This is a genomic window from Bernardetia sp. ABR2-2B (assembly GCF_037126435.1).
Taxonomy (GTDB): domain Bacteria; phylum Bacteroidota; class Bacteroidia; order Cytophagales; family Bernardetiaceae; genus Bernardetia.
Genome location: NZ_CP147020.1, coordinates 4,864,720 through 4,884,678, shown reverse-complemented (window position 1 = coordinate 4,884,678; position 19,959 = coordinate 4,864,720). Strand labels below are relative to the sequence as shown.

The following is a 19,959-nucleotide window of genomic DNA, read 5'->3' as shown; positions in this document are numbered from 1 at the left end:
CGGATTAAAAATTACGAATTAAATAACTAACAAAGTTATTCTAAACTATTTAATTTAACTATATATATCTTATAAACTTAACTTGATTTACTTTTTAAAAGATTCTAACCATTCAAAATCAGCATCTTTCATTTTTTCTAATTTTTCTATATTTTTTTGAGGAATAGATGCTACTTGATTATAATTTTCAATTACTTTTTCTACGCTTTCTTCTCTCAAAACATGTAAAATAGGATAAGGACTGCGATTGGTAAAATGACTTTTTGAGTTTTTGTCTTCTCCTTCAAAAATATAATTTGGATGAAAAGCAACAAGTTGAAATTTACTTTCTAAGTTATTTTGCTCCAAATATAAATCCAATAAAGCTACAAAATCTAAAAAATCGTTGAATGAAGTATTTTCTTCGTCATTTAGCTTTTCATTAGGGTTTAAAAAAGTATTTGGAAAAACTAAAAGCGTTGTATCTATATAATTTTGACTTTTATCATTATTATTTTCTTCTAAAAACACAATTTCAGAAACAGCCTTTTGTACGCATTTCTCAAAACTATTGCTTTCTTCTATCTCAAAACGAATTTGATTTTTTGCGTACACAGAATGAGCAAACGGACAAAGATTTAGCCTTAAAATCCAATCTTCTAGCCATTTTTTGGTAGTGGTTTCTATATTTTTTTTATCCATTATTTTCTTTCAGACTGTCTATTAGTTTGTATTTTTCTAATGAGAGTGCAATCCCATTTTCAATACAAGACTCATAAAGAGTTACTATTTTTTTATTCAGACCATTTATATTTCCAAAATTACGATAATATTGATACAATAAATCTGTTAAGATGTGTAACTGGCTAGGCATGAACTCATTTTTTTCTTGTAATTTTTTTAAAAAGTCGTTCTCTTCCATTTCCAAAATTACGTTTAAGTTTAAGTTGGTTTCTTCTTGTAAAATTTGGTCAAACTCAGCAACAAACCCTTCTTTTGTGAAGGCAACTTCTGTTTTGGTTACTTTAGCTAAAAGTTCTGCCAAAGCTACAGCTAATTTGTCTATTTTCTTTTTCAAATAATCTTTTTCTCTTTGCATTTGATTAGTGATTAGTGATTAGTGATTAGTGATTAGTGATTAGTGATTAGTGGGAATCTTTTTGAGAGGTAAATGTTCATTTTTTAGATTACAAATTCGTAAATATCCTTTATTTTTATTTGGCATCCCAAAATCTCTAAAACTCCTTCTATAGTAAAGACTTCTTCTGTGAATTTATTTTCATTTTCTATATCCCGAACATATACTTTAGGTTCTTTATTAGTTTTCGGATTTCCTTCTTCATCTTCTCCAGACAAATCACTTTCTATCATAATGTACTTCTCTACAGATTTGATTTGCCTGTAACATTCAAATTTTTCATCTTTATCGTAGGCTGTTGTAGCAGAAGAAAGAATTTCTATAATAATTTTTGGTTCTTTGAGTGCATATGAACCTCGCTTCATTTTTTCCTTTTTCAAATCACCACAATAAATATGAATGTCTGGATATAAAAAAGCTTTATCACAGACTTCTATAAATAGTTTTACATCTCCTGTTATTAATAAACAACCTTTTTCTTTTAAGCACCTAAACAATAATCTGTTTAGATTGCTCATTATGATATTGTGTTCGACAGTAGTTCCTGCCATTGAGCGAATTGTACCATTGATGTATTCTAGTTTTTCATCTGATATCAATTCCATCAATAAATATTCCTCTAAATCTGCTCTTTTCGAAATTCCCATTTTTAAAAAATTTATGTAGTTTTATTTTCTACTTAAAGATACAAAAATAATAATTTAGGTAATTATTAAATAAACCTTTTAACTTCTCAAAACGCATTATGAATAGATTAAAACAACTCTTAGAACTTTTAGAAAAAGAACCCAACGATACTTTTTTATTATATGCTCTTGCTACTGAGTATCTTAAAACAGACACAAAAAAAGCATTAGAATACTTCGAAAACTTGCTTCAAAATCACACTGATTATATTGCTACTTATTATCATGCAGCAGAATTATATGTAACTTTAGAAAGTTACAAAAAAGCTAATAAAACGTATTTGAAAGGAATTGAAGTTTGTGAAAAAAAAATCCAAAAAGCTCAAAAAAAAAATAAAGAAGCTGATAAAGTAACTTTGAAATCACATCAAGAACTAAAATCTGCTTATGAGCTTTTTTTGATGGAGTTTGAAGACGAGTTTTAGTCTTTTAAAACATAAAGAAGGAGTAGATAAGATTGATAGAAAGCATAAAAATAAGTATCATAGCGTATAAGAAAGAAATCATGTAGGCTTTGATAGTCGTCTTGAAGAAGCCTTGCTTATACACTTTTTTGAAAGCTAACCAAACATAAATCATTAGCCCAAAAAATAGTATTATACTGATTGGTAGCAAGTCCCAGTGAAAGAATATAGCTGCTAAAGTCAGAATAATAAACGTAAATGCTTGTAAATGAAGCGTAAAAATGAGGTGGTCTATATAATATTTATTTCGTCGAATATAAAAGGGCTTAAAAAATAGAGCCAATATTGGTAGCGTAAAAAACATAAGCGTTCCTATGTTATTGATGATGTCAGCTAAAAATATAGCAGGGTCGTTTCTACCAATTTTGAGTAATTGTTCTGCAAATGGTATGTACAAACCATCTTTTCGTTTGCTACCAATGGAATCTAACAACACTTTTGGTGTCATATTTCTATCTTGAATCAAATCAAAAAATCTACGTAGTGTTCCTTGTTTTTCCTTTACTTTTTTATCAAGCATGAAAATAGATTTTGCTAATAACACACTATCTGTTACAAGAACTTCTAAGGAATCTATATTTATTGTAGAATCATTTAATTCTCCTCGCTTAAAAGCTTCAAGAACTTTGGATAAGGAGTCTTTAATAATAGATTGCTTCTGAGTAATTTTTTGTAATACTTCATCTGAAATAGAGTCTTCTATTTCAGATTTGTTCCAACCTTCTTCGAATTTTTTTAGGATTTCTGTTGAGCTGCTTGTTTCCTTATGCTTTACTCCTTCCTCCAAACCTGTAATAAAAGCACTTCTTATATTTTCCAATGAATCTTTATTCTTAGTACTCGCTATCGTAGAGTCATTTAGTGTAATCCCAAGATTTAATTCACTTTCATCAGCACCACTCTTCAAACCTCTAATAGCTTCTTCAATGCTAGGAGTAAATAATTTGATAACCACAAAAAAGAAAAGAATACTAGAAAGTAAATAAATCTTGAAAGGGTGCATATAACGCACTCTTTTTCCATCTAAAAACTCATTGGTTAGTCGTCCTGGATAAAATAGAAAATAAGGAATGGTTTTAAAAACCCTTGACTCAAGATTGAAAGCTGTTGCAAAAGCATCTTGTAGTAATAATCCTAAAGAAATGCGTTTGTCGGCATTTTCTTGTCCACAATTTGGGCAGTATTTGTTTTCAGTTTTTACTGGATAATCACAATTAAGACAAACTGTTTTAGTAGGAAGTTGAGTAGGCATAGAGTAAGTTAATGAAAAAATAAGTTGTAGTAGTTGGTATTACCTAGTACGTAAATAGTCTTGAAAATGTTAAATTTATTTTTTACGTAAAAACCCTAAGCATCTTTGAGACACTTAGGGTTGAAAATTAATAACCAGTTGTTATTTTAAACTAATTTTTTGTATTTCAAACGTTTAGGAATTTCATCTCCCAATCTTTTCTGACGGTCTTCCATATACTCGCTAAAGTTTCCTTCATAAAAACGAACTTGTGAATCGCCTTCAAAAGCCAAAATATGAGTGGCTACTCTGTCCAAAAACCATCTATCGTGAGAAATAACAACAGCACAACCTGCAAAATTATCCAAACCTTCCTCTAAGGCACGCAATGTTTTTACGTCCAAATCATTGGTAGGCTCATCTAGTAGAAGTAAGTTTGCACCTTCTTTTAGTGTCAATGCTAAATGCACTCGGTTACGTTCTCCACCAGAGAGTTCTTTTAATTTTTTCTGTTGGTCTGAACCTCCAAAGTTAAAGCGACTTACGTAGGCACGAGAATTTGTTTCCTTTCCTCCTAGCATCATCAATTCGTTTCCTCCTGTGATGGTTTCGAAGATAGATTTTTCGTTGTCAATGTGTACGTGTTCTTGGTCTGCGTAACCTACCTGTACGGTTTCTCCAACTTTAAATGTTCCAGCATCAGGATTTTCTGTTCCCATAATCATTTTGAAAAGGGTTGTTTTTCCTGCTCCATTTGGTCCTATGACTCCAACAATTCCACCTTTAGGCAAAGAAAAATTAAGATTTTCAAAGAGTAGTTTGTCTCCAAATGCTTTCGAAACATCATTAGCTTCAATAACTACATCTCCCAAACGCTCACTTGCAGGAATGAAAATTTCTAGTTTTTCATCTTTTTGAGATTGATCTTCACTCATCATTTTATCATACGAAGACATACGAGCTTTCGATTTTGCTTGTTTACCTTTTGAGTTCATTCTTGACCATTCCAACTCTTTTTGTAGTGCCTTTTGATAACGAGAAGCTGTTTTTTCATTTTCAGACATTTTTTGTTGCTTTTGGTCTAACCAATCTGAATAATTTGCTTTCCACGGAATACCTTTTCCATTTTCCAGCTCCAAAATCCAGCTCGTTACATTATCCAAGAAATAACGGTCGTGCGTAACGATAATTACTGTTCCTTTATACTCTCTCAAATGATGCTCTAGCCAATGTACAGATTCTGCATCCAAGTGGTTGGTAGGCTCATCCAATAATAAAACATCTGGTTCTTTCAAAAGCAAACGACAAAGTGCAACACGTCTTTTTTCTCCACCCGATAGATTACCGATAATGGCGTCTTCTGGAGGTGTGCGAAGTGCATCCATCGCTTTTTCTAGCTTTGTGTCTAAACTCCAAGCATCTAAGGCATCTAGCTTTTCTTGAACTTTTGCTTGTTTTTCGATGAGTTTTTCCATTTTATCTGGGTCGTCCAAAACTTCTGGGTCGCCAAATTTTAAATTAATATCTTCAAACTCTTTGAGTAAATCTACGGTTTCTTGTGCACCTTCTTGTACGATGTCTTTTACTGTTTTGGTTGGGTCAAGTTTTGGTTCTTGCTCCAAATAACCCACCGAATAACCTGGGGAAAAAACTACTTCTCCTTGATATTCTGTTTCTAACCCTGCAATAATTTTGAGAATAGTAGATTTACCTGCCCCATTCAGACCAATAACGCCAATTTTAGCACCATAAAAAAACGAAAGATAAATATCTTTTAATACTTGTTTTTGAGGAGGATAAGTTTTGCTCACACCTGCCATCGAAAAAATAACTTTATTATCAACTGTACTCATAAATGAATTTATATTTTTATAAAACTGTGATTTCTAATTATATCACTAAATTACTCAAAAAAGTGTGATTTGAACAATAGAATTTGATTTTTCTTATTTCTTTCTTTCAAAATTTATGTATAATGCTTCGTTTCGCTTACCTTGTTTTTTCACTATTTGTCTTTATTCCTGTAATTTAGCTAGTCAAACAAATGATGAGTATAAAATTTTATCACTAGTTTATACAGAGCTAATAGAGAGTGTAGAATGGGGTGGTGAAATACCACCACCTCCACCAAAATATCCTGAAAGTTTTCTTAATGACAGTATTGAAACAACTTATGAAGATTCTTTAATTATTGTACAATTTCAAAACGAACAAGAAATTAGAAATCAAGAATGGCTCAAAGAAATAAAAAGTAGAAAAAGAACTGTTTTGGTAGATATTCAATATTCAGGTTGTTATCAAAACCCAAATTCAGAACAAATAAGTTATGATTATTTAGATTTGAGTAAGATAATACACACCAATAAGTATCGCTTAAAAAAATATATAGAGTTTCAGAAAATTGATACTCTAAATGTTTTGATAGTTTCTTTTTCTGATATAGAATTTAATGACAGAAGAGATAAGGCTTCTTTAGAAATAGGCATTACACAGGGTAGAAACTGGGGACATCGATTGGCTGTTTTCCTAGATAAAATAAATAACAAATGGAAAATTGTGAGTAGTCATGTAACTTCTGTGAGTTGAAATAATTCTATTAATAGAATTTTGTAAAGAAATTTTAATTGACATTTAAATAAGAGAATAAGTATTTTTTATAGATATACAACTCCAAATTTTTCTTCTATTATTTTATAATCAATCTTACCAGACTTTACTTGCTTACTAGTTTCTATAAAAAAATCTTCAGTCCAATCTCCTGGAAAAATATAACTAATAATGTGAGCATTTTCAGTTCCAATGTTTTTCATATAATGAGGAATTCCTCTTGGACAATGTACTGAAGCACCAGCGTCTATAATTAAATTTTGGTCGCCTATTTTCACTTCTAATTTTCCTTTAATTATGTGAAAAGTTTGGTCTTCCCATTTATGATAATGATTTGGTATAAAATTCTCTGGCTCAATCACACCATCTGTTATTACATATTCAGAGTTGGTTGCCTCTTTACCAACTACGATACCAGTGAATTCATTTTCAGTCATCCAATATTTTTTACTAGCCTCCCATTGTTTTACGATGAGTTTTTTATCGGTGCTTTCTATTTTTCTATTCATAAATATTTCTCAATTAAGTTAATTTACAAATTCAATATAATTCGGTAATTCAATCTATATTCTTCAAAAGAATGTTCAAAGGCTTCCATTTGTTCAGAAACTTCAGCATCAATATTATCTTTCAGCATAGCATCTATTTCGGTAGCGATGGTTGCCATTCTATCTATTCCTAAAGTTGCAGCACTTCCTTTTATCGTATGCACATGTAGTTTCAACGTTTTTCTATCCTTTTGATTGTATGCCATAATTGCCTCAATCAAAAGCCCTGTTGTTTCTTCCTCAAAAAGTTGATAAGACTCATCTACAAGCTCTCGCCCTCCCCATTTTTGGAGCTGTTGGGCTGTTTGTGTATTTACGATAGGTAAGTATTTTAAAGATTCTGAACTGAATAAAGCCTGTGAACTTACCTTTTTGCTATCATTTTGAGATTGTTCTATGTTTTTTTCTTTTAGTTTTTTATCATTTATATTATAAAATTTTTGGTCTATCCATTTTTTTGTTTTTTGGATAAGTACTCCTGCTTTTACAGGTTTGGACAAATAATCATCCATTCCAGCATTAATAAAGCGTTCTTTTTCTTCTGCCACAGTAAAGGCTGTCAAGGCAATGATAGGAGGAATCTGAATTTTGAGCCTTTTTACAAAACGAGTAGCTGTTACCCCATCCATTTCTGGCATTTGAATATCCATATAGACAAGTTCAAACTTATTATCTTTTATTTTTTGAATTGCTTCTTTTCCATTTATAGCTGTCATTATCTGACACCCTGACTTTTCCAGTATTTTTTTGGCAACTGTTAGATTAGTTGTATTGTCATCTACTACCAAAATAAGAGGGTTATTTACAAACGAGTTTTCCCATTCTGAATCTATTTCAGAAATTACTTTTTGTTCTTCTTTTTCACTTTGATTATCAGATTTATTTTCACTTATTTCTGTACTTTTCAATGCTTCAAAAGAAAAATAAAACGTACTTCCTTCTTTTTCTTTCGCCCAAACCTGCATCGTTCCTCCCATTATCTCAACAAGCTGCTTGGCTATTGTAAGTCCTAATCCTGTTCCACTTACTGTTTTTTGATAATTATGTTGTAGTTTAGAAAAAGAATCAAATAAAAATTCTTGATTTTCTTCCGAAATTCCAATTCCTGTATCTTTTACTTCACCTTGTAAAAGCAGTTTGCCCTCTTCTTCTTTAAGAGTATCTATGAAAATATTTATTTCTCCATTATGAAAATTATATTTTATAGCATTTGATAATAAGTAACTAAAGATTTGTAACAATCGGCTTTTATCAGCAATTATTCTAGGAGGAGTTTTTTCAGTAATTTTTAAAGTAAGATGAATAGATTTTTTTTGAATTTCTTTTTCGAATAATAATTTTAGCTGTTCTAGAAGTGATTTAAGTTCAAAGGCTTCTGGTTTCAGAAGCATTTTATTTGCTTCTATCTTAGATAGGTCTAGTACATTATTCAGAATGACTAATAAATCGTTTGAAGAAGATTCAATGGTATCTAAAAAATGATTTTGTTCTTCATCTAACTTTGTAGTACGCAGTAAATCAATCATTCCTATAATTCCGTTCATAGGTGTTCGGATTTCGTGTCCCATATCAGCCAAAAACTGTTTCTTACTTTCTAAGATTCTCTCTATATTTTGTTTTGATTTTTGAGCTTCTTGATTTACTTTTTTTGCTTCGTTTATTTCTCGTGCTACTCCTTCTATTCCTATAATTTGATTATTTGTTTTGTCTTCTATTATTTGAAAGTTACAAAGAAGTGTTTTTGGAGTTCCTAATTTTGAGATTAATTTTATTTCATAATTTTTTATCTTTTTTCGTTCTTTTAAAATAAAAAATAAGTTTTCTAATGTTTCCTTTGACAATAAAAAGGTATGAAGAGCTTTACCAATTACCTCATTTGTTTCATATCCCAAAATAGGTTTTAAAGACGGACTTATCGTATTAATAATTCCATCTTGATTAGCTTGGAAATAAATATCTTGAAAAGCATCAAAAATAGTTTTGAATTTTATATCGTTTTCTTTTTTGTCTAACTGAATAAAAGCTGACAAAACCATTTCCAAAAAGCAATTTAAAAAAGTAGTAGTCTGGCTATCTATTTTTTCAAAACTATCTTTGGTAATACAAACAAAAACATGTACCAACTGATTAGAATGTTGGATAGAAAGACAAATAAAATGGTATCTGTTCTCTTTCTCTGTCAAGACAAGCTTTTTTAAAGTTTCATTTCTTATTGCATCTTCTAAATCAGAGATACTTCCACTACTCAAAGGAAGGCTACTTTCAGTGTTATTTTTGTAATAAAGAGCTTGGTTTGATGCCGTAATAAGAATAAAATCTATTTCAAAAACTGAATTTAGATGAGTATAAATAGTATTATAAAGTTCATTAGATGAGCTAGAATGATTTACTGATTTTAAAAAAGAAAAAAGTGCTTGTGCTTGATTTTGAGAAGGCACAGAAAAATCTGATACTGAAGCAGGAGGTAAAAAATTTTCTATCTTTATCATAAGAGATTGATTTGACCAAGTTTGTTTTTCTATGTCTTTTCTATTACACAGGCTATTTAGAGCTACTTATGCAAAATATTTCTATTCTTTTTTTGCTTTTCAAGCTGTTTTAAGTTTGATTGAATGCCTATCTTTGTATATTCCTTAAATTTAAGAAATTATTACGTAGTGCAATAGTCAATTTGCAAAAAAGTGAAAACAATTTGTTCTGTACAAATTAGTAATAACTTAGCCAATTTATACAATTAATAATCATAATTTGTTTTTATGTCATCTAATCGTTATCAAACCTTAAAAATAAAAGAAATTGTCAGAGAAACACCTGACACTATCACTATACATCTCAAACAACCTCTTTTTAGAAAAATTCCTTATTATGCAGGTCAGTTTCTGACGCTGATTGTCAAGGATTCGACTGGTAAAAAATATCGTCGTGCCTATTCCCTTTGTTCTGCTCCTCATTTGGATAGTACACTTGCCGTAACTGTAAAACGTGTAGAAGGAGGTATAGTTTCGAATCTTTTGAACGATACGCTAAAAGCAGGAGAAAAACTAGATATTATGGAGCCAATGGGCAATTTTATCTTACGAACACATCCAGATAACAATCGTCATATTGTTCTTTTTGGTGGGGGTAGTGGAATCACGCCACTTATGTCAATGCTAAAAGTAGCTTTAAGTTATGAACAAAACAGTGTTGTTTCTTTGATTTATACGTGTAGAGATGAAGAAAGCACTATTTTCAAAAATCAGTTAGACCAACTAAAAGAAAAACATGGAGATAGATTCAATTTAATTTATTCTTTGACACAGCCAAAGACAGATTTATCTACTAAAGAAAATCATTTTGAAGGTCGCATCACAAAAGAGTTTATCAAAACAACTCTAGAAAAGCTTCCAAACATAAAAGATAGAACTTTCTATTTGTGTGGTCCTGAAGGAATGATGGATACCGTAGAAGAAACACTATCCGAAATGAATGTAGCTAGTGATACTGTTCATAAGGAAAACTTTTTTGCGCCTGTTAATTCTGATGATGAAAATGGAGAAGTAGTTCCTGATGGAAGAAAAACAGTAAAAATCGTCTTGAATGGCGAAGAGTCAGAAGTAGCTGTCGATGCAAAAAAGACAATTTTAGATGCTGCTTTAGATAGTGAAATTGATATGCCATATTCGTGTCAGAGTGGTCTTTGTACGGCCTGTCGTGGTCTTTGTTTGTCTGGAAAAGTTACAATGGATTCGAACGAAGCTCTTAGTGAAGCTGAAATTACAGAAGGTTATATTCTAACGTGCCAAGCACACCCACTTACAGAGGATGTAAAAGTAGATATGGATGCTTAAAGCTCAGTTATAACTCACAACTACTTATTTTTTAAACGGTTTGCTTTTTAGTGAGCCGTTTTTTGTTTTGATAAGTAAAATACTAACTTAAAAAAATTATTATACGTCTTTAAATAAGATATTAGTATATTTGTAGCTACATTTAACTAACAACAGGATAATTCATTGCATTTATAAAATTACCTAATAGAAAATTTTATAAGCCCTTATTTCGTTTTATTAAAAAAAACTATTACTTTGATATAGTTAACTAACTTAACTACATTTTGTTAAATAATCTTCTTTTCTAAGGGAATAACTCATTTACTTTATAAGAAATAGTAATAAATTAATTAAAGTCTGCTCACTACAATTTCGACCAAAAAATGAAAAAAATATTTTTACTTCTACTCTCTACATTATTTTTCTCTCATTCACTTTCCGTTTTAGCTCAAGACCCTTGTATTCGTACTTCTGAGGGAAGAGAGTTTTGGGTAGGATTTATGGATCATGACGGAACTGCTACAAGTAGTAATACACGCCTCTATGTAACTTCTCGTGTAGCTACGACAGGTACAGTTTTCACAGCAGGTGGAGATATAAATATTAATGTTGCTGCAAACGGTTCTCAGCTTATAGAACTTACACCTCCCTCCTCCTTTATTGTTAGTGCAGCTCAACTTCCACAAGATAGAGGTGTTTTTGTGGAGACAAACGATCCTATCAGCTTATATGCACTTAATAGAAAATTAAATTCGGCAGATGCAGCCTTGATTTTTCCTTTGGAAGCATTAGGAACAGAGTATTATACAATGTCATTTACTCCTAATTTTTTACAATCTGTATTTTTAGTGGTAGCCACAGAAGATAATACAGCTGTTTCAATTACTCCGTCAAGAAATACTTCAACAGGAAGTCCAGCTAATAATCCTATTAATATTACTCTTGATAGAGGACAAACTTACTTAGTGCGTTCACCAGGTACAAATGGTACAAATAATGATTTAACAGGAAGTTTTATTAGTTCAGACAAACCAATTGCTGTTTTTTCAGGAAATGTAAGGGTTAATATAGATGGAAACTCATCAGACCATGCGTATGAACAAATACCTTCTGTCAATACATGGGGAAGAAATTTTGTAACTATTCCGTCGGTAAGACAAAACCCTGCTGTGCTTCGTGGTTATGATTATTTCAGAGTTATTGCTCAAACTGATGGGACAGTAGTAACGATTAGTGGAGAACCAGCTCCTGTTACATTAAATGCAGGAGAATACCATACATTTAGCACACAAGGAAATAATACGCCGAGAACAATTAGTGCTACTGAGCCAGTAATGGTAGGGCAATTTACAATATCTGACCAGTTTGGGGGAACAGAAGATGCAGACCCTTACTTCATTATTCTTTCTCCAAACCAGCAAACTCTAAAAGATATTAACTTAGAAGCACTAGCAACTGGAAATATAAATACATTTCACGTTGATGTAGTTACCAAGACTACAAATACAGCAAATATTCTTTTGGCAGGAACTCCCATGACTTTTGAGGCTATTGCAGGTTCGGATATGTCTTATGCACGTAGAAATATCAGTCCAGGTACTTACACACTTACTAATTCTGACCCAGCAAATGATGGTTTTATTGCTTATGTATATGGATATGGAAATTTTGAATCTTATGGTTATCTAGCAGGAAGCAGCCTAGAAACAGTAGTAGATGTAGCTGATGATGTGGCTTTTTGTGATGGAACAACCACAGATAATACGCTAGAAGCTCCTGATGGATTTATTCGTTATGAATGGCGTCTTTTGCCTGACCCAACTATTATCAGCACAGACCAAGATATTACGGTTAGTGTTTCGGGAAGCTATGAATTGACTACCGAAAATGCCGATGGATGTGTAAAAAAGGATATAACAGAAGTAATCTTTAGTCCTCCTTCTATTGCAGATATTAAATATCAAGGCTTTTCAACAGATGAAATTCGTTTTTGTGATAGCTTAGGACAACAAACTATTAGTGGTTTTGATATTTCTCATACTACAGATAATTCATACGTTTGGAGAATAGCAGGAGACCCAACAATAATAGGCACAGATGTTAATTTGGTAGTAGATAATTTTTCGGCTACGACAGTTTATGAGCTTGAAGTTCTTAATGCAGCTACTCAATGTAGTTCGGCAGGAAATGGAAGTACATTTGATGAAATAACTGTTATTTTTGACCCAACTCACGATGTAGATATTGTTTTTGATGGTGCTACTCCTGATGTAATTACTTTTTGTGATACAGAAGGCGAACAAACCATAAGAGCATCTCTAAATTCTTTACCTAGTGATGTAACCTATAGATGGTTTAAAGATGGTGTATTTATGCCAACAGAAACTTCAAGTACGCTTATCGTAAACGAATTTTCAGCTACTACTCGTTATAGAGTAGAAGCTCTGCGCCCAGACCAGACGCTTTCTTGTCTTCAAACAGATGAAATCGTAGTTACTTTCTATCCAGTAGCACTTGTCCAACACGATGGATTAGTGAGTGATACAGAATTATTTTTCTGTAATGCACAAGGAGCGCAAACTATCCGTACAGGAGTTGTAGATGACCCTAACTTAGATTATCAATGGAGAGATATTACAGACCCAGCTAATCCAATTGATTTAGGGACAGATTTTGAGTTAGTTGTAGATAATTTTTCAAGCACTAAAACGTACGAAATTACCATAACTGATTTAGCAAATGGAGCTAATAATACGTGTCCATTATCAGATGAAGTAACAGTTACTTTCTTTGAGAGTCAAATTAGGGAAATAGGGCAAACAGATGAACTAGATGAACTGACATTCTGTGCCGAAGACGGAGAAAGAGGGCTAGAGGTTGTAGTCAGTCCTGCTTTATTACCTTTTTCAGAAATAAAATGGTTTGAAAAAAATGGAACAAATTTAACAGAACTAGGAACAGGAGCATCATTAAATGTTGATGAGTTTCAGCCAAATGTTGTAGTAACCAAAACGTATGTAGTTCAAATATCAAACCCACGAGTAGATTGTATTTCAGAAGATGAAATTATTATTAATTTCCTTCCTCCTTTGGGGCTTGGCTTAACAGGAAGTACAGATATTTGTGATGGAGACCAAACGCCTATTACATTTAGACTTAGTGGTTCGTTTCCAATGATACTTACCTATCTCAAAACTCCATTAATAGGAAGTCCTGTTACAGAACAAGTAACGGTAGGAACAGCTACTACATCAAGTCCGTTTGATTATATTGTACAATCACAAGGGGGAACATATCAAGCACTTTCACTCACAAATGACCTTTGTGAATTATCGCCAGTTCCGACAACAGAAGTAGAAGTTACAGTTACTCCAAAACCAAATGTCAATATCTCCTCTCCTGACACGTCCATTTGTGCCAACCAAACCACAAAGTTTGTAGCCGACGGAGCAACTAATTATGTTTTTTATAAAAATGGATTACCAATGCCAGCAGGTGCAGTTCCAAATGAATATGAACCCATCGCAGGTACTTTCCAAAATGGTGATGAAATTTGGGTCATCGGAGAAACAAACGGCTGTCCAGATACAAGCCGAGTTATGACAATGATTGTCTATCCTTTGCCTGTGGTAGATTTGGGGGTAGATAAATATAAATGTAAAACTGATACAGCTTTTATTGTTGCACCAGAAGGAGATTTTATTTACGATTGGAAAAGCCTAGATGAAAATGGCGATATAATTTCTGTTGGAAATGGCAATGATACTCTTTTTGTTTTGGATACAGGAACATATTTTATTCGCTTAGAAAATGCTATCACACGTTGTGCATCTACTAGTAACCGAGTAAAAGTATTTAATTTTGATGATGAGGTAGTGGTAGATTTAGGAGAAGACAAAACAGTCTGTTCTCCAGCCGATTTACCTTATAGACTGATTGGAAGTGATTTATCACACCTTGCAGGAACAACCTATGAATGGTATGTAGCAGGAGAAAATACAATCATTGCAACAGATTCTATCTTTGACGTTACAGAAGAAAATACATACAGTCTTGTCGTTCAAGACCCAAGAGGATGTAGAATTAGTGATACTGTTCGTATTAATTTTGCTCCCACTCCTGATTTTGTAATTACAGGAGCTGAAAATCCAAATTGTTCTACTTTTGATACGCTAACCATCGAAAGAAGTAACGTCAAAGGAATGATTATCAATTGGTTCGGAAATGGAATTGTTTCTACTTCTGATTCTTCAAAAGTAGCCATCGTAAATGTAAGTGGAATATATAAAGTCACCATAACCGACACAACAACAAGTGCAAACTGTTCTTATTCTCAATCAGTAGAGGTTTTTGTTCGTCCAACTATTGATTTAGGAATAAGCTCAACCAGCGATACCATTCGTATTTGTGAAGGGGATTCTTTAGTCTTGAATGCTTTCCGTCCAGAACATAATAATAACTTTAGCTATCAATGGCGAGTAATTGAGACTAATCAAACGATTTCTACTAACTCAAAAATTGCTATCAAACAATCTATGGTAGATAATTATAGTGCTAATCGTTTTGAAATAAAGGTAACAGACCCTAATTTAACAGGAGGAGGAAATTGTTCTATTTTAGATACAGTAATTGTTCGTTTTGACAGAAAATCAGGCGTTCAAATTGATTCTACTTTTATCAAAACATTATGCTTAGGACAAACACAAACACTCTCAGCCGTTGGTGCAGATTCCTACGAGTGGAGTAATGGAGAAACAACAGAAAGCATTGAAATTACACCCACCGAAGCAGGTTTTTATACTTTTATTGTAAAAGGAATTTTCTCTACGCCAAATCGTTGTGGTGCAAGTGCAGATACCATCAAATTTAGAGTTGTGCCTGTTCCTGAAATAGATGTTCCTGAAAGTTTAGTAATCTGTGAGAATGATTCAGTTGAGGTAAATGCCTTTTTGCCTTCTCATCAGCCTCGTTACATTTATGAATGGACAAATGAAAATACAGGAGAATTACTTGATTCTACAGCGAGTTATACATTCAAACAAGATACTTCAAATATCAATTACGAAACACAAACCTATAAAGTAGGCGTTTATGATACGCTTGGAGGTGGTCGTTGTGGTGCAGAAAGTCTGATTACAGTTACATTTAATCGTAGTGCAACTACAGAAATAATAGCATCTGATACGCTTGTTTGTGTGGGCGAAGAAATTACCCTAAGTGCAACGGGTGCAACTAACTTTCTGTGGAATACTGGTGAGACAACACAAGAAATAACATTTTCTTCTGATTCAGCAGGTATTTTCAGATATACTGTAGTGGGAAGTTATGGCGATGCAACAAATCAAAATGTCTGTCAAAGCACAGAAAAAAGCATTTTAGTTCAATTTAAACCCCTTCCAACAATTACACTAAATACGCCTGATAGTGTCAGTATTTGTGCAGGTGAATCAGTTGAGTTTATTGCAAATGGAGGGGCAACTTATACGTGGTCGCATTCCCCAGCAGCAAGTGGAGATACAGTAGTTGTTAGTCCTGCTAATACAACAACCTATATTGTTACAGGCTTTGATACATTGGGTTGTTCTTCTACCGATACAACAGTTATTTTGGTTCAACCTAAAATAGATTTAGGGGCAGACAAGCAGCTTTGTGAAGGAGATACGGCAATTATAGGGGCAGAACGTCCAGAAGGAGCAACTTATTTATGGAACACAGGGCAAATTTCAGATTCTATTCGTGTCAGAAAAAGTGGTTTGTATTATGTAGAAGTGAGTATCAATGAATGTAGTTATACAGACAGTATCCGTGTAGATTTCAAAGAAGGACCTATGTTGTCAGCAAAAGATACGATTTTGTGTTTTGAAGATGAAAACTCAAACCGTATTTTCCATCAAATTGGCGTAACTATCAATAATTATGACTCTACGGCAACATATCGTTATCAATGGTTTGATGAAAATAATGAGCTAGTAGGACAAGATTCTTTACTTTCTACTGAATTTGGAGGAACATTTTTAGTAAGAGTAACGGCAGCTTATCCAAATGCGTGTAACGGAATTACTAGTTTGGAAATAGAATCAAATTGCGACCCTCAAATCTTTATTCCAAGTGCATTTACACCAAACAATGACAACTTGAATGAAGAATGGGAAATATTCGGACGTTTTTATTCTAACCTTCGTATAAAAGTTCTTGACCGTTGGGGAATGGAAGTTTATTCTGCTCTTCAAAAAAGAAGTGATGAACAAATTACGTTTTGGGACGGAACGTACAAAGGTAAAAAAGTACCTGCTGGAGTCTATTATTACGAAGTAACTTATACAAATCCAACAGATAGAAGTAAGACCATAAAACAAACTGGAACAGTTACAATTATTTATTAAAATACTTTCTTTTTTAAATTAGAAAACCTCTTATCAGAACTGCATTTTGATAAGAGGTTTTGTTTGTAGCTCATTATTAGCTAAAAATCAATGATTTGTAGCTCAAAAATATGAAAAAATGAGCTAGAAAGTATTCTTATCGTTAATGGCAGTTATCATTTACTATTAATGGAATATAAAAGTAACTTTCTTCTCCTTCCTTAAATATAGTGAAGCCAAGTAAATCCATATTTGAAGCAATACTTATTAGAATTTCTAAGTCATCAACATAAGTATAAAGACTAGCCTTGTTGTCCATAGTTGGGATACTTACCCCTATTTCATTACATAAAAAACTTTCTGCTATCATTCCATTATGTCTAATGATACTTATTCTCATTGAATCTATTGTACTATCAGTATATCTGATTGATTCAACGACTTTCTTTTCAGATGGACAATCTATTTTTAAAAATTTAATCTTTGCTACTTCTATATTATTGATAAATAATGTGTTACATTTTTGAGCCTTATAAGAAAATTGAACAAAACATAAAACAATGATTGACGATAATCCTAACCACTTATTTTTCAATATCTGCATTCTTATTTTTTAGTTGTATTTATTCCTGATGTTATTCAACTTAGTGTTCTGTGTATCACAGAACACGGTTTTAGTAATTTAAATTCGTAATTTGTAATCTTTAATTTGTAATTACTTCTTATTGAAGTTGCATAAAAGCAAAAAGCACCAAATTTGCACCCATTTTGAGAGCAGCTTGGCGTTTTTCCTCTGGGTCATTGTGGATAGAAGCATCTTCCCAACCGTTTCCTAAGTCAGATTCATACGAATAAAAACAAACCAAACGACCTTCATAAATAAGTCCAAAACCCTGTGCTGGTTTGCCATCGTGTTCGTGGATTTTTGGTAAGCCTTCTGAAAATTTGTAATTGATGTTATAGACATCGTGAGAATAAGGAAGTTCGATAAACTCTAATTCTGGAAATACTTTTTTCATTTCTAAGCGAACAAATTTATCCATTCCATAATTATCATCAATATGCAAAAAACCTCCTCCAATCAAATAATTACGGAGATTTTGAGCTTCTTGCGCTGAAAAAATAACATTTCCGTGCCCTGTCATATGCACAAAAGGATAACTAAAAAGTTCTGCACTTCCTACTTCTACCACTTCTTCATCTTTTGCTATCTGAGTCTTTAAATTTTCATTACAAAATTCTATTAGATTAGGCAAAGAAGTTTTATTAGAATACCAATCTCCTCCTCCATTATACTTTAATTTAGCTATTTTGTAAGTAGCAGTTGGCTTTAAAACTGACTTATTTGGAATAAATGAGAATAAAACTAGAGTAAGGACAATTATTATATATTTCATTTTTGGTAGGATTATTTTTAACACTAAGGCACTGAGAGAAAGTAAGAAACACAAGAAAATACGAGTACACTTTTTTGGCTTCGATTTCCCAATATTTAATTCCTAACTTCTATTCAGACTATTTAGAGCCATACAAGAATAAAGTGCAGCCGTTTCGGTTCTGAGTCTGTACTCTCCTAAACTTACACATTCGAAACCAGATATTTGCGCTTGATGTGCTTCTTCTGGACTAAAACCTCCTTCACTTCCTATCAAAACCAAATAATAAGCATTTTTGGTAGCGCAATTTTCCAAAACAGCCGTTGTATCAGTAGGTGTGTAAGCTATAAAGCGTTGGATTTCTAACGTTTCTTCTCCGTGTTTCGTTTGATTTTTTCTATCAGAATGGTATTTTTTTATGAAATCTTTAAATTCTTTAGGAGCATTTATTTTTGGAAGTGTAGCACGAAGAGATTGCTTGATAGCAGCGATACTTTTCTTTACTAATCGGTCAGACTTTAAATGATTATATTCGCTTCTACTTGTTTCTATAAATGAAATTTCATCAATTCCTATTTCGATAGCTTTTTCCAAAAACCATTCTATTCTATCCGAACTTTTCGTGGCAGCAACAGCAATATGAATATAAAAAGGTCGTTTTGCCTCTGTATCAAATATTTGTGTAATTTCTATCAAAGAGTTTTTGACATTTGGAGAAAGCACTTTTCCTTTCGCTAAAATTCCTTTTCCATTTACAATATCTATAAAATCGCCTTCTTTTACTCTAAGCGTTTTGAGATGTTTGGCTTCCTCTTCTGGAAGTGTAATTTGTTGTCCGAGTTCTAAATCAGGATAGAAAAAATAAGTATCCATATATTACAGTTATCAGTTACCAGTTTTCAGTTACCAGTGAATACAAAACGATATTTGCTTAACTTTTAATTAATACACATAGGCAAACTGATTTTAAAAAATAATTTTACAAGCTATAAAAAAACCTAGTCTTTTACAATCATTCCAGCACATTCTACGGCTTCATTACCTACAAAAGACTTCCAAATTTGTTTGTGAGGATTGAAAATGATGGCATATTGCCAGTCGTTGGAGAAAAAACGCTGTTGCGTTCCCATATCTGTTCCCGACATAAAAACAGAAAGGTTGTTTGGGTGCGTGTGATACCAACCTATCATTTGCCATTTTTTATCTTCATCTTTATCCAAAATATCATCAAACTCATCAAGCATTTCTTTCCAGACCTCGTGATCCATTTCTAAATAGGCAGAACTTCCCTTAGCTTGTTTTCCTGCTAAAGCTTCTTCTACAACTCCATACATAAGATTCTTTTTTTCATCAAAGAATACTTTTCCTAACAAAACACCACCCTGTTCGACAACATTTTCCTTCGTGGTTTCTCCCCAAGAAATATGATCAAAAATCTGTTTTATGGCTTTTGGCTTAATGTAGAGCTTTGTGTTTTTTGCATCGTTTTTACTCTTTGAGTTGAGCGATGGGTCAATCAAAAAAGCAGGTTCAGTCTGATTTTCAGGCTTGTAGGCTTCCGAAACGGTATTTATTTTGAATTTTGACAAAATGGAAATCGTTTTTGTTTTTTATTTATTTTCAGATAAAAAAAGGAACTTATCTGCATCTATACAGTTAAAAGTAAGCAAATTTATTGAAAATGCCGTATGTTTGTATCAAAATTTTTAAAATAGTGTTTTTGTCTATTTTAATTTTATAAAAAAACATTTCCATT

Annotated in this window: 15 protein-coding genes; 4 read left to right on the top strand and 11 right to left on the bottom strand. The window is 32.4% G+C overall.

The window, feature by feature from the left end:
• Window positions 1-87: 87 nt before the first annotated feature.
• From WAF17_RS20500 to WAF17_RS20490, 3 genes are all read right to left on the bottom strand, one after another.
• Entirely contained in the window at window positions 88-681 is a 594-nt protein-coding gene (locus tag WAF17_RS20500; protein ID WP_338763824.1) for a DUF1415 domain-containing protein, read from the bottom strand.
• Window positions 674-1,078, bottom strand: coding sequence for a hypothetical protein (locus tag WAF17_RS20495; RefSeq protein WP_338763822.1), 405 nt, complete (start codon window positions 1,076-1,078; stop codon window positions 674-676). The genes WAF17_RS20500 and WAF17_RS20495 overlap by 8 nt, the downstream gene beginning before the upstream one ends.
• An 83-nt stretch (window positions 1,079-1,161) precedes the next feature.
• Window positions 1,162-1,764 (bottom strand): Uma2 family endonuclease, encoded by a 603-nt coding sequence (locus WAF17_RS20490; protein WP_338763820.1) that lies wholly within the window; start codon window positions 1,762-1,764, stop codon window positions 1,162-1,164.
• 98 nt (window positions 1,765-1,862) lie between these two features.
• On the opposite strand from WAF17_RS20490, the gene WAF17_RS20485 reads away from it, so the two are divergent.
• Window positions 1,863-2,228 carry a tetratricopeptide repeat protein gene (locus tag WAF17_RS20485; RefSeq protein ID WP_338763818.1) on the top strand — a complete coding sequence of 122 codons (366 nt, stop codon included), beginning with the start codon at window positions 1,863-1,865 and terminating at the stop codon, window positions 2,226-2,228.
• A gap of 4 nt (window positions 2,229-2,232) precedes the next feature.
• Here the strand turns inward: WAF17_RS20485 and WAF17_RS20480 are convergent, their stop codons facing one another.
• Window positions 2,233-3,519, bottom strand: a complete 1,287-nt coding sequence (locus WAF17_RS20480; protein WP_338763816.1) for a DUF3667 domain-containing protein — start codon at window positions 3,517-3,519, stop codon at window positions 2,233-2,235.
• Between the two features lie 146 nt (window positions 3,520-3,665).
• On the bottom strand, window positions 3,666-5,351 hold the full coding sequence (gene ettA / locus WAF17_RS20475) for an energy-dependent translational throttle protein EttA (protein ID WP_338763814.1): 1,686 nt from the start codon (window positions 5,349-5,351) through the stop codon (window positions 3,666-3,668).
• 115 nt (window positions 5,352-5,466) lie between these two features.
• Between ettA and WAF17_RS20470 the strand changes: the two genes are divergently transcribed.
• On the top strand, window positions 5,467-6,084 hold the full coding sequence (locus tag WAF17_RS20470; RefSeq protein ID WP_338763812.1) for a hypothetical protein: 618 nt from the start codon (window positions 5,467-5,469) through the stop codon (window positions 6,082-6,084).
• A gap of 68 nt (window positions 6,085-6,152) precedes the next feature.
• On the opposite strand, the gene WAF17_RS20465 is transcribed toward WAF17_RS20470, so the two are convergent.
• The gene (locus WAF17_RS20465) at window positions 6,153-6,614 is read right to left on the bottom strand and encodes a cupin domain-containing protein (protein WP_338763810.1); all 462 of its coding nucleotides are present in this window, start codon (window positions 6,612-6,614) and stop codon (window positions 6,153-6,155) included.
• A 23-nt stretch (window positions 6,615-6,637) separates the two neighbouring features.
• Window positions 6,638-9,142 carry a response regulator gene (locus WAF17_RS20460; protein WP_338763807.1) on the bottom strand — a complete coding sequence of 835 codons (2,505 nt, stop codon included), beginning with the start codon at window positions 9,140-9,142 and terminating at the stop codon, window positions 6,638-6,640.
• Between the two features lie 267 nt (window positions 9,143-9,409).
• Between WAF17_RS20460 and WAF17_RS20455 the strand changes: the two genes are divergently transcribed.
• Entirely contained in the window at window positions 9,410-10,483 is a 1,074-nt protein-coding gene (locus WAF17_RS20455) for a ferredoxin--NADP reductase (RefSeq protein WP_338763804.1), read from the top strand.
• 365 nt (window positions 10,484-10,848) lie between these two features.
• The gene (locus WAF17_RS20450) at window positions 10,849-16,848 is read left to right on the top strand and encodes a gliding motility-associated C-terminal domain-containing protein (RefSeq protein ID WP_338763801.1); all 6,000 of its coding nucleotides are present in this window, start codon (window positions 10,849-10,851) and stop codon (window positions 16,846-16,848) included.
• A gap of 142 nt (window positions 16,849-16,990) precedes the next feature.
• On the opposite strand, the gene WAF17_RS20445 is transcribed toward WAF17_RS20450, so the two are convergent.
• The 4 genes from WAF17_RS20445 to WAF17_RS20430 form a co-directional block, all read right to left on the bottom strand.
• Entirely contained in the window at window positions 16,991-17,227 is a 237-nt protein-coding gene (locus tag WAF17_RS20445) for a hypothetical protein (RefSeq protein WP_338763799.1), read from the bottom strand.
• 322 nt (window positions 17,228-17,549) lie between these two features.
• Window positions 17,550-18,224 (bottom strand): DUF4159 domain-containing protein, encoded by a 675-nt coding sequence (locus WAF17_RS20440; RefSeq protein ID WP_338763796.1) that lies wholly within the window; start codon window positions 18,222-18,224, stop codon window positions 17,550-17,552.
• Between the two features lie 102 nt (window positions 18,225-18,326).
• Window positions 18,327-19,076 carry an RsmE family RNA methyltransferase gene (locus WAF17_RS20435; protein ID WP_338763794.1) on the bottom strand — a complete coding sequence of 250 codons (750 nt, stop codon included), beginning with the start codon at window positions 19,074-19,076 and terminating at the stop codon, window positions 18,327-18,329.
• Between the two features lie 125 nt (window positions 19,077-19,201).
• The gene (locus WAF17_RS20430) at window positions 19,202-19,792 is read right to left on the bottom strand and encodes a hypothetical protein (protein ID WP_338763792.1); all 591 of its coding nucleotides are present in this window, start codon (window positions 19,790-19,792) and stop codon (window positions 19,202-19,204) included.
• Between the last annotated feature and the right edge of the window lie 167 nt (window positions 19,793-19,959).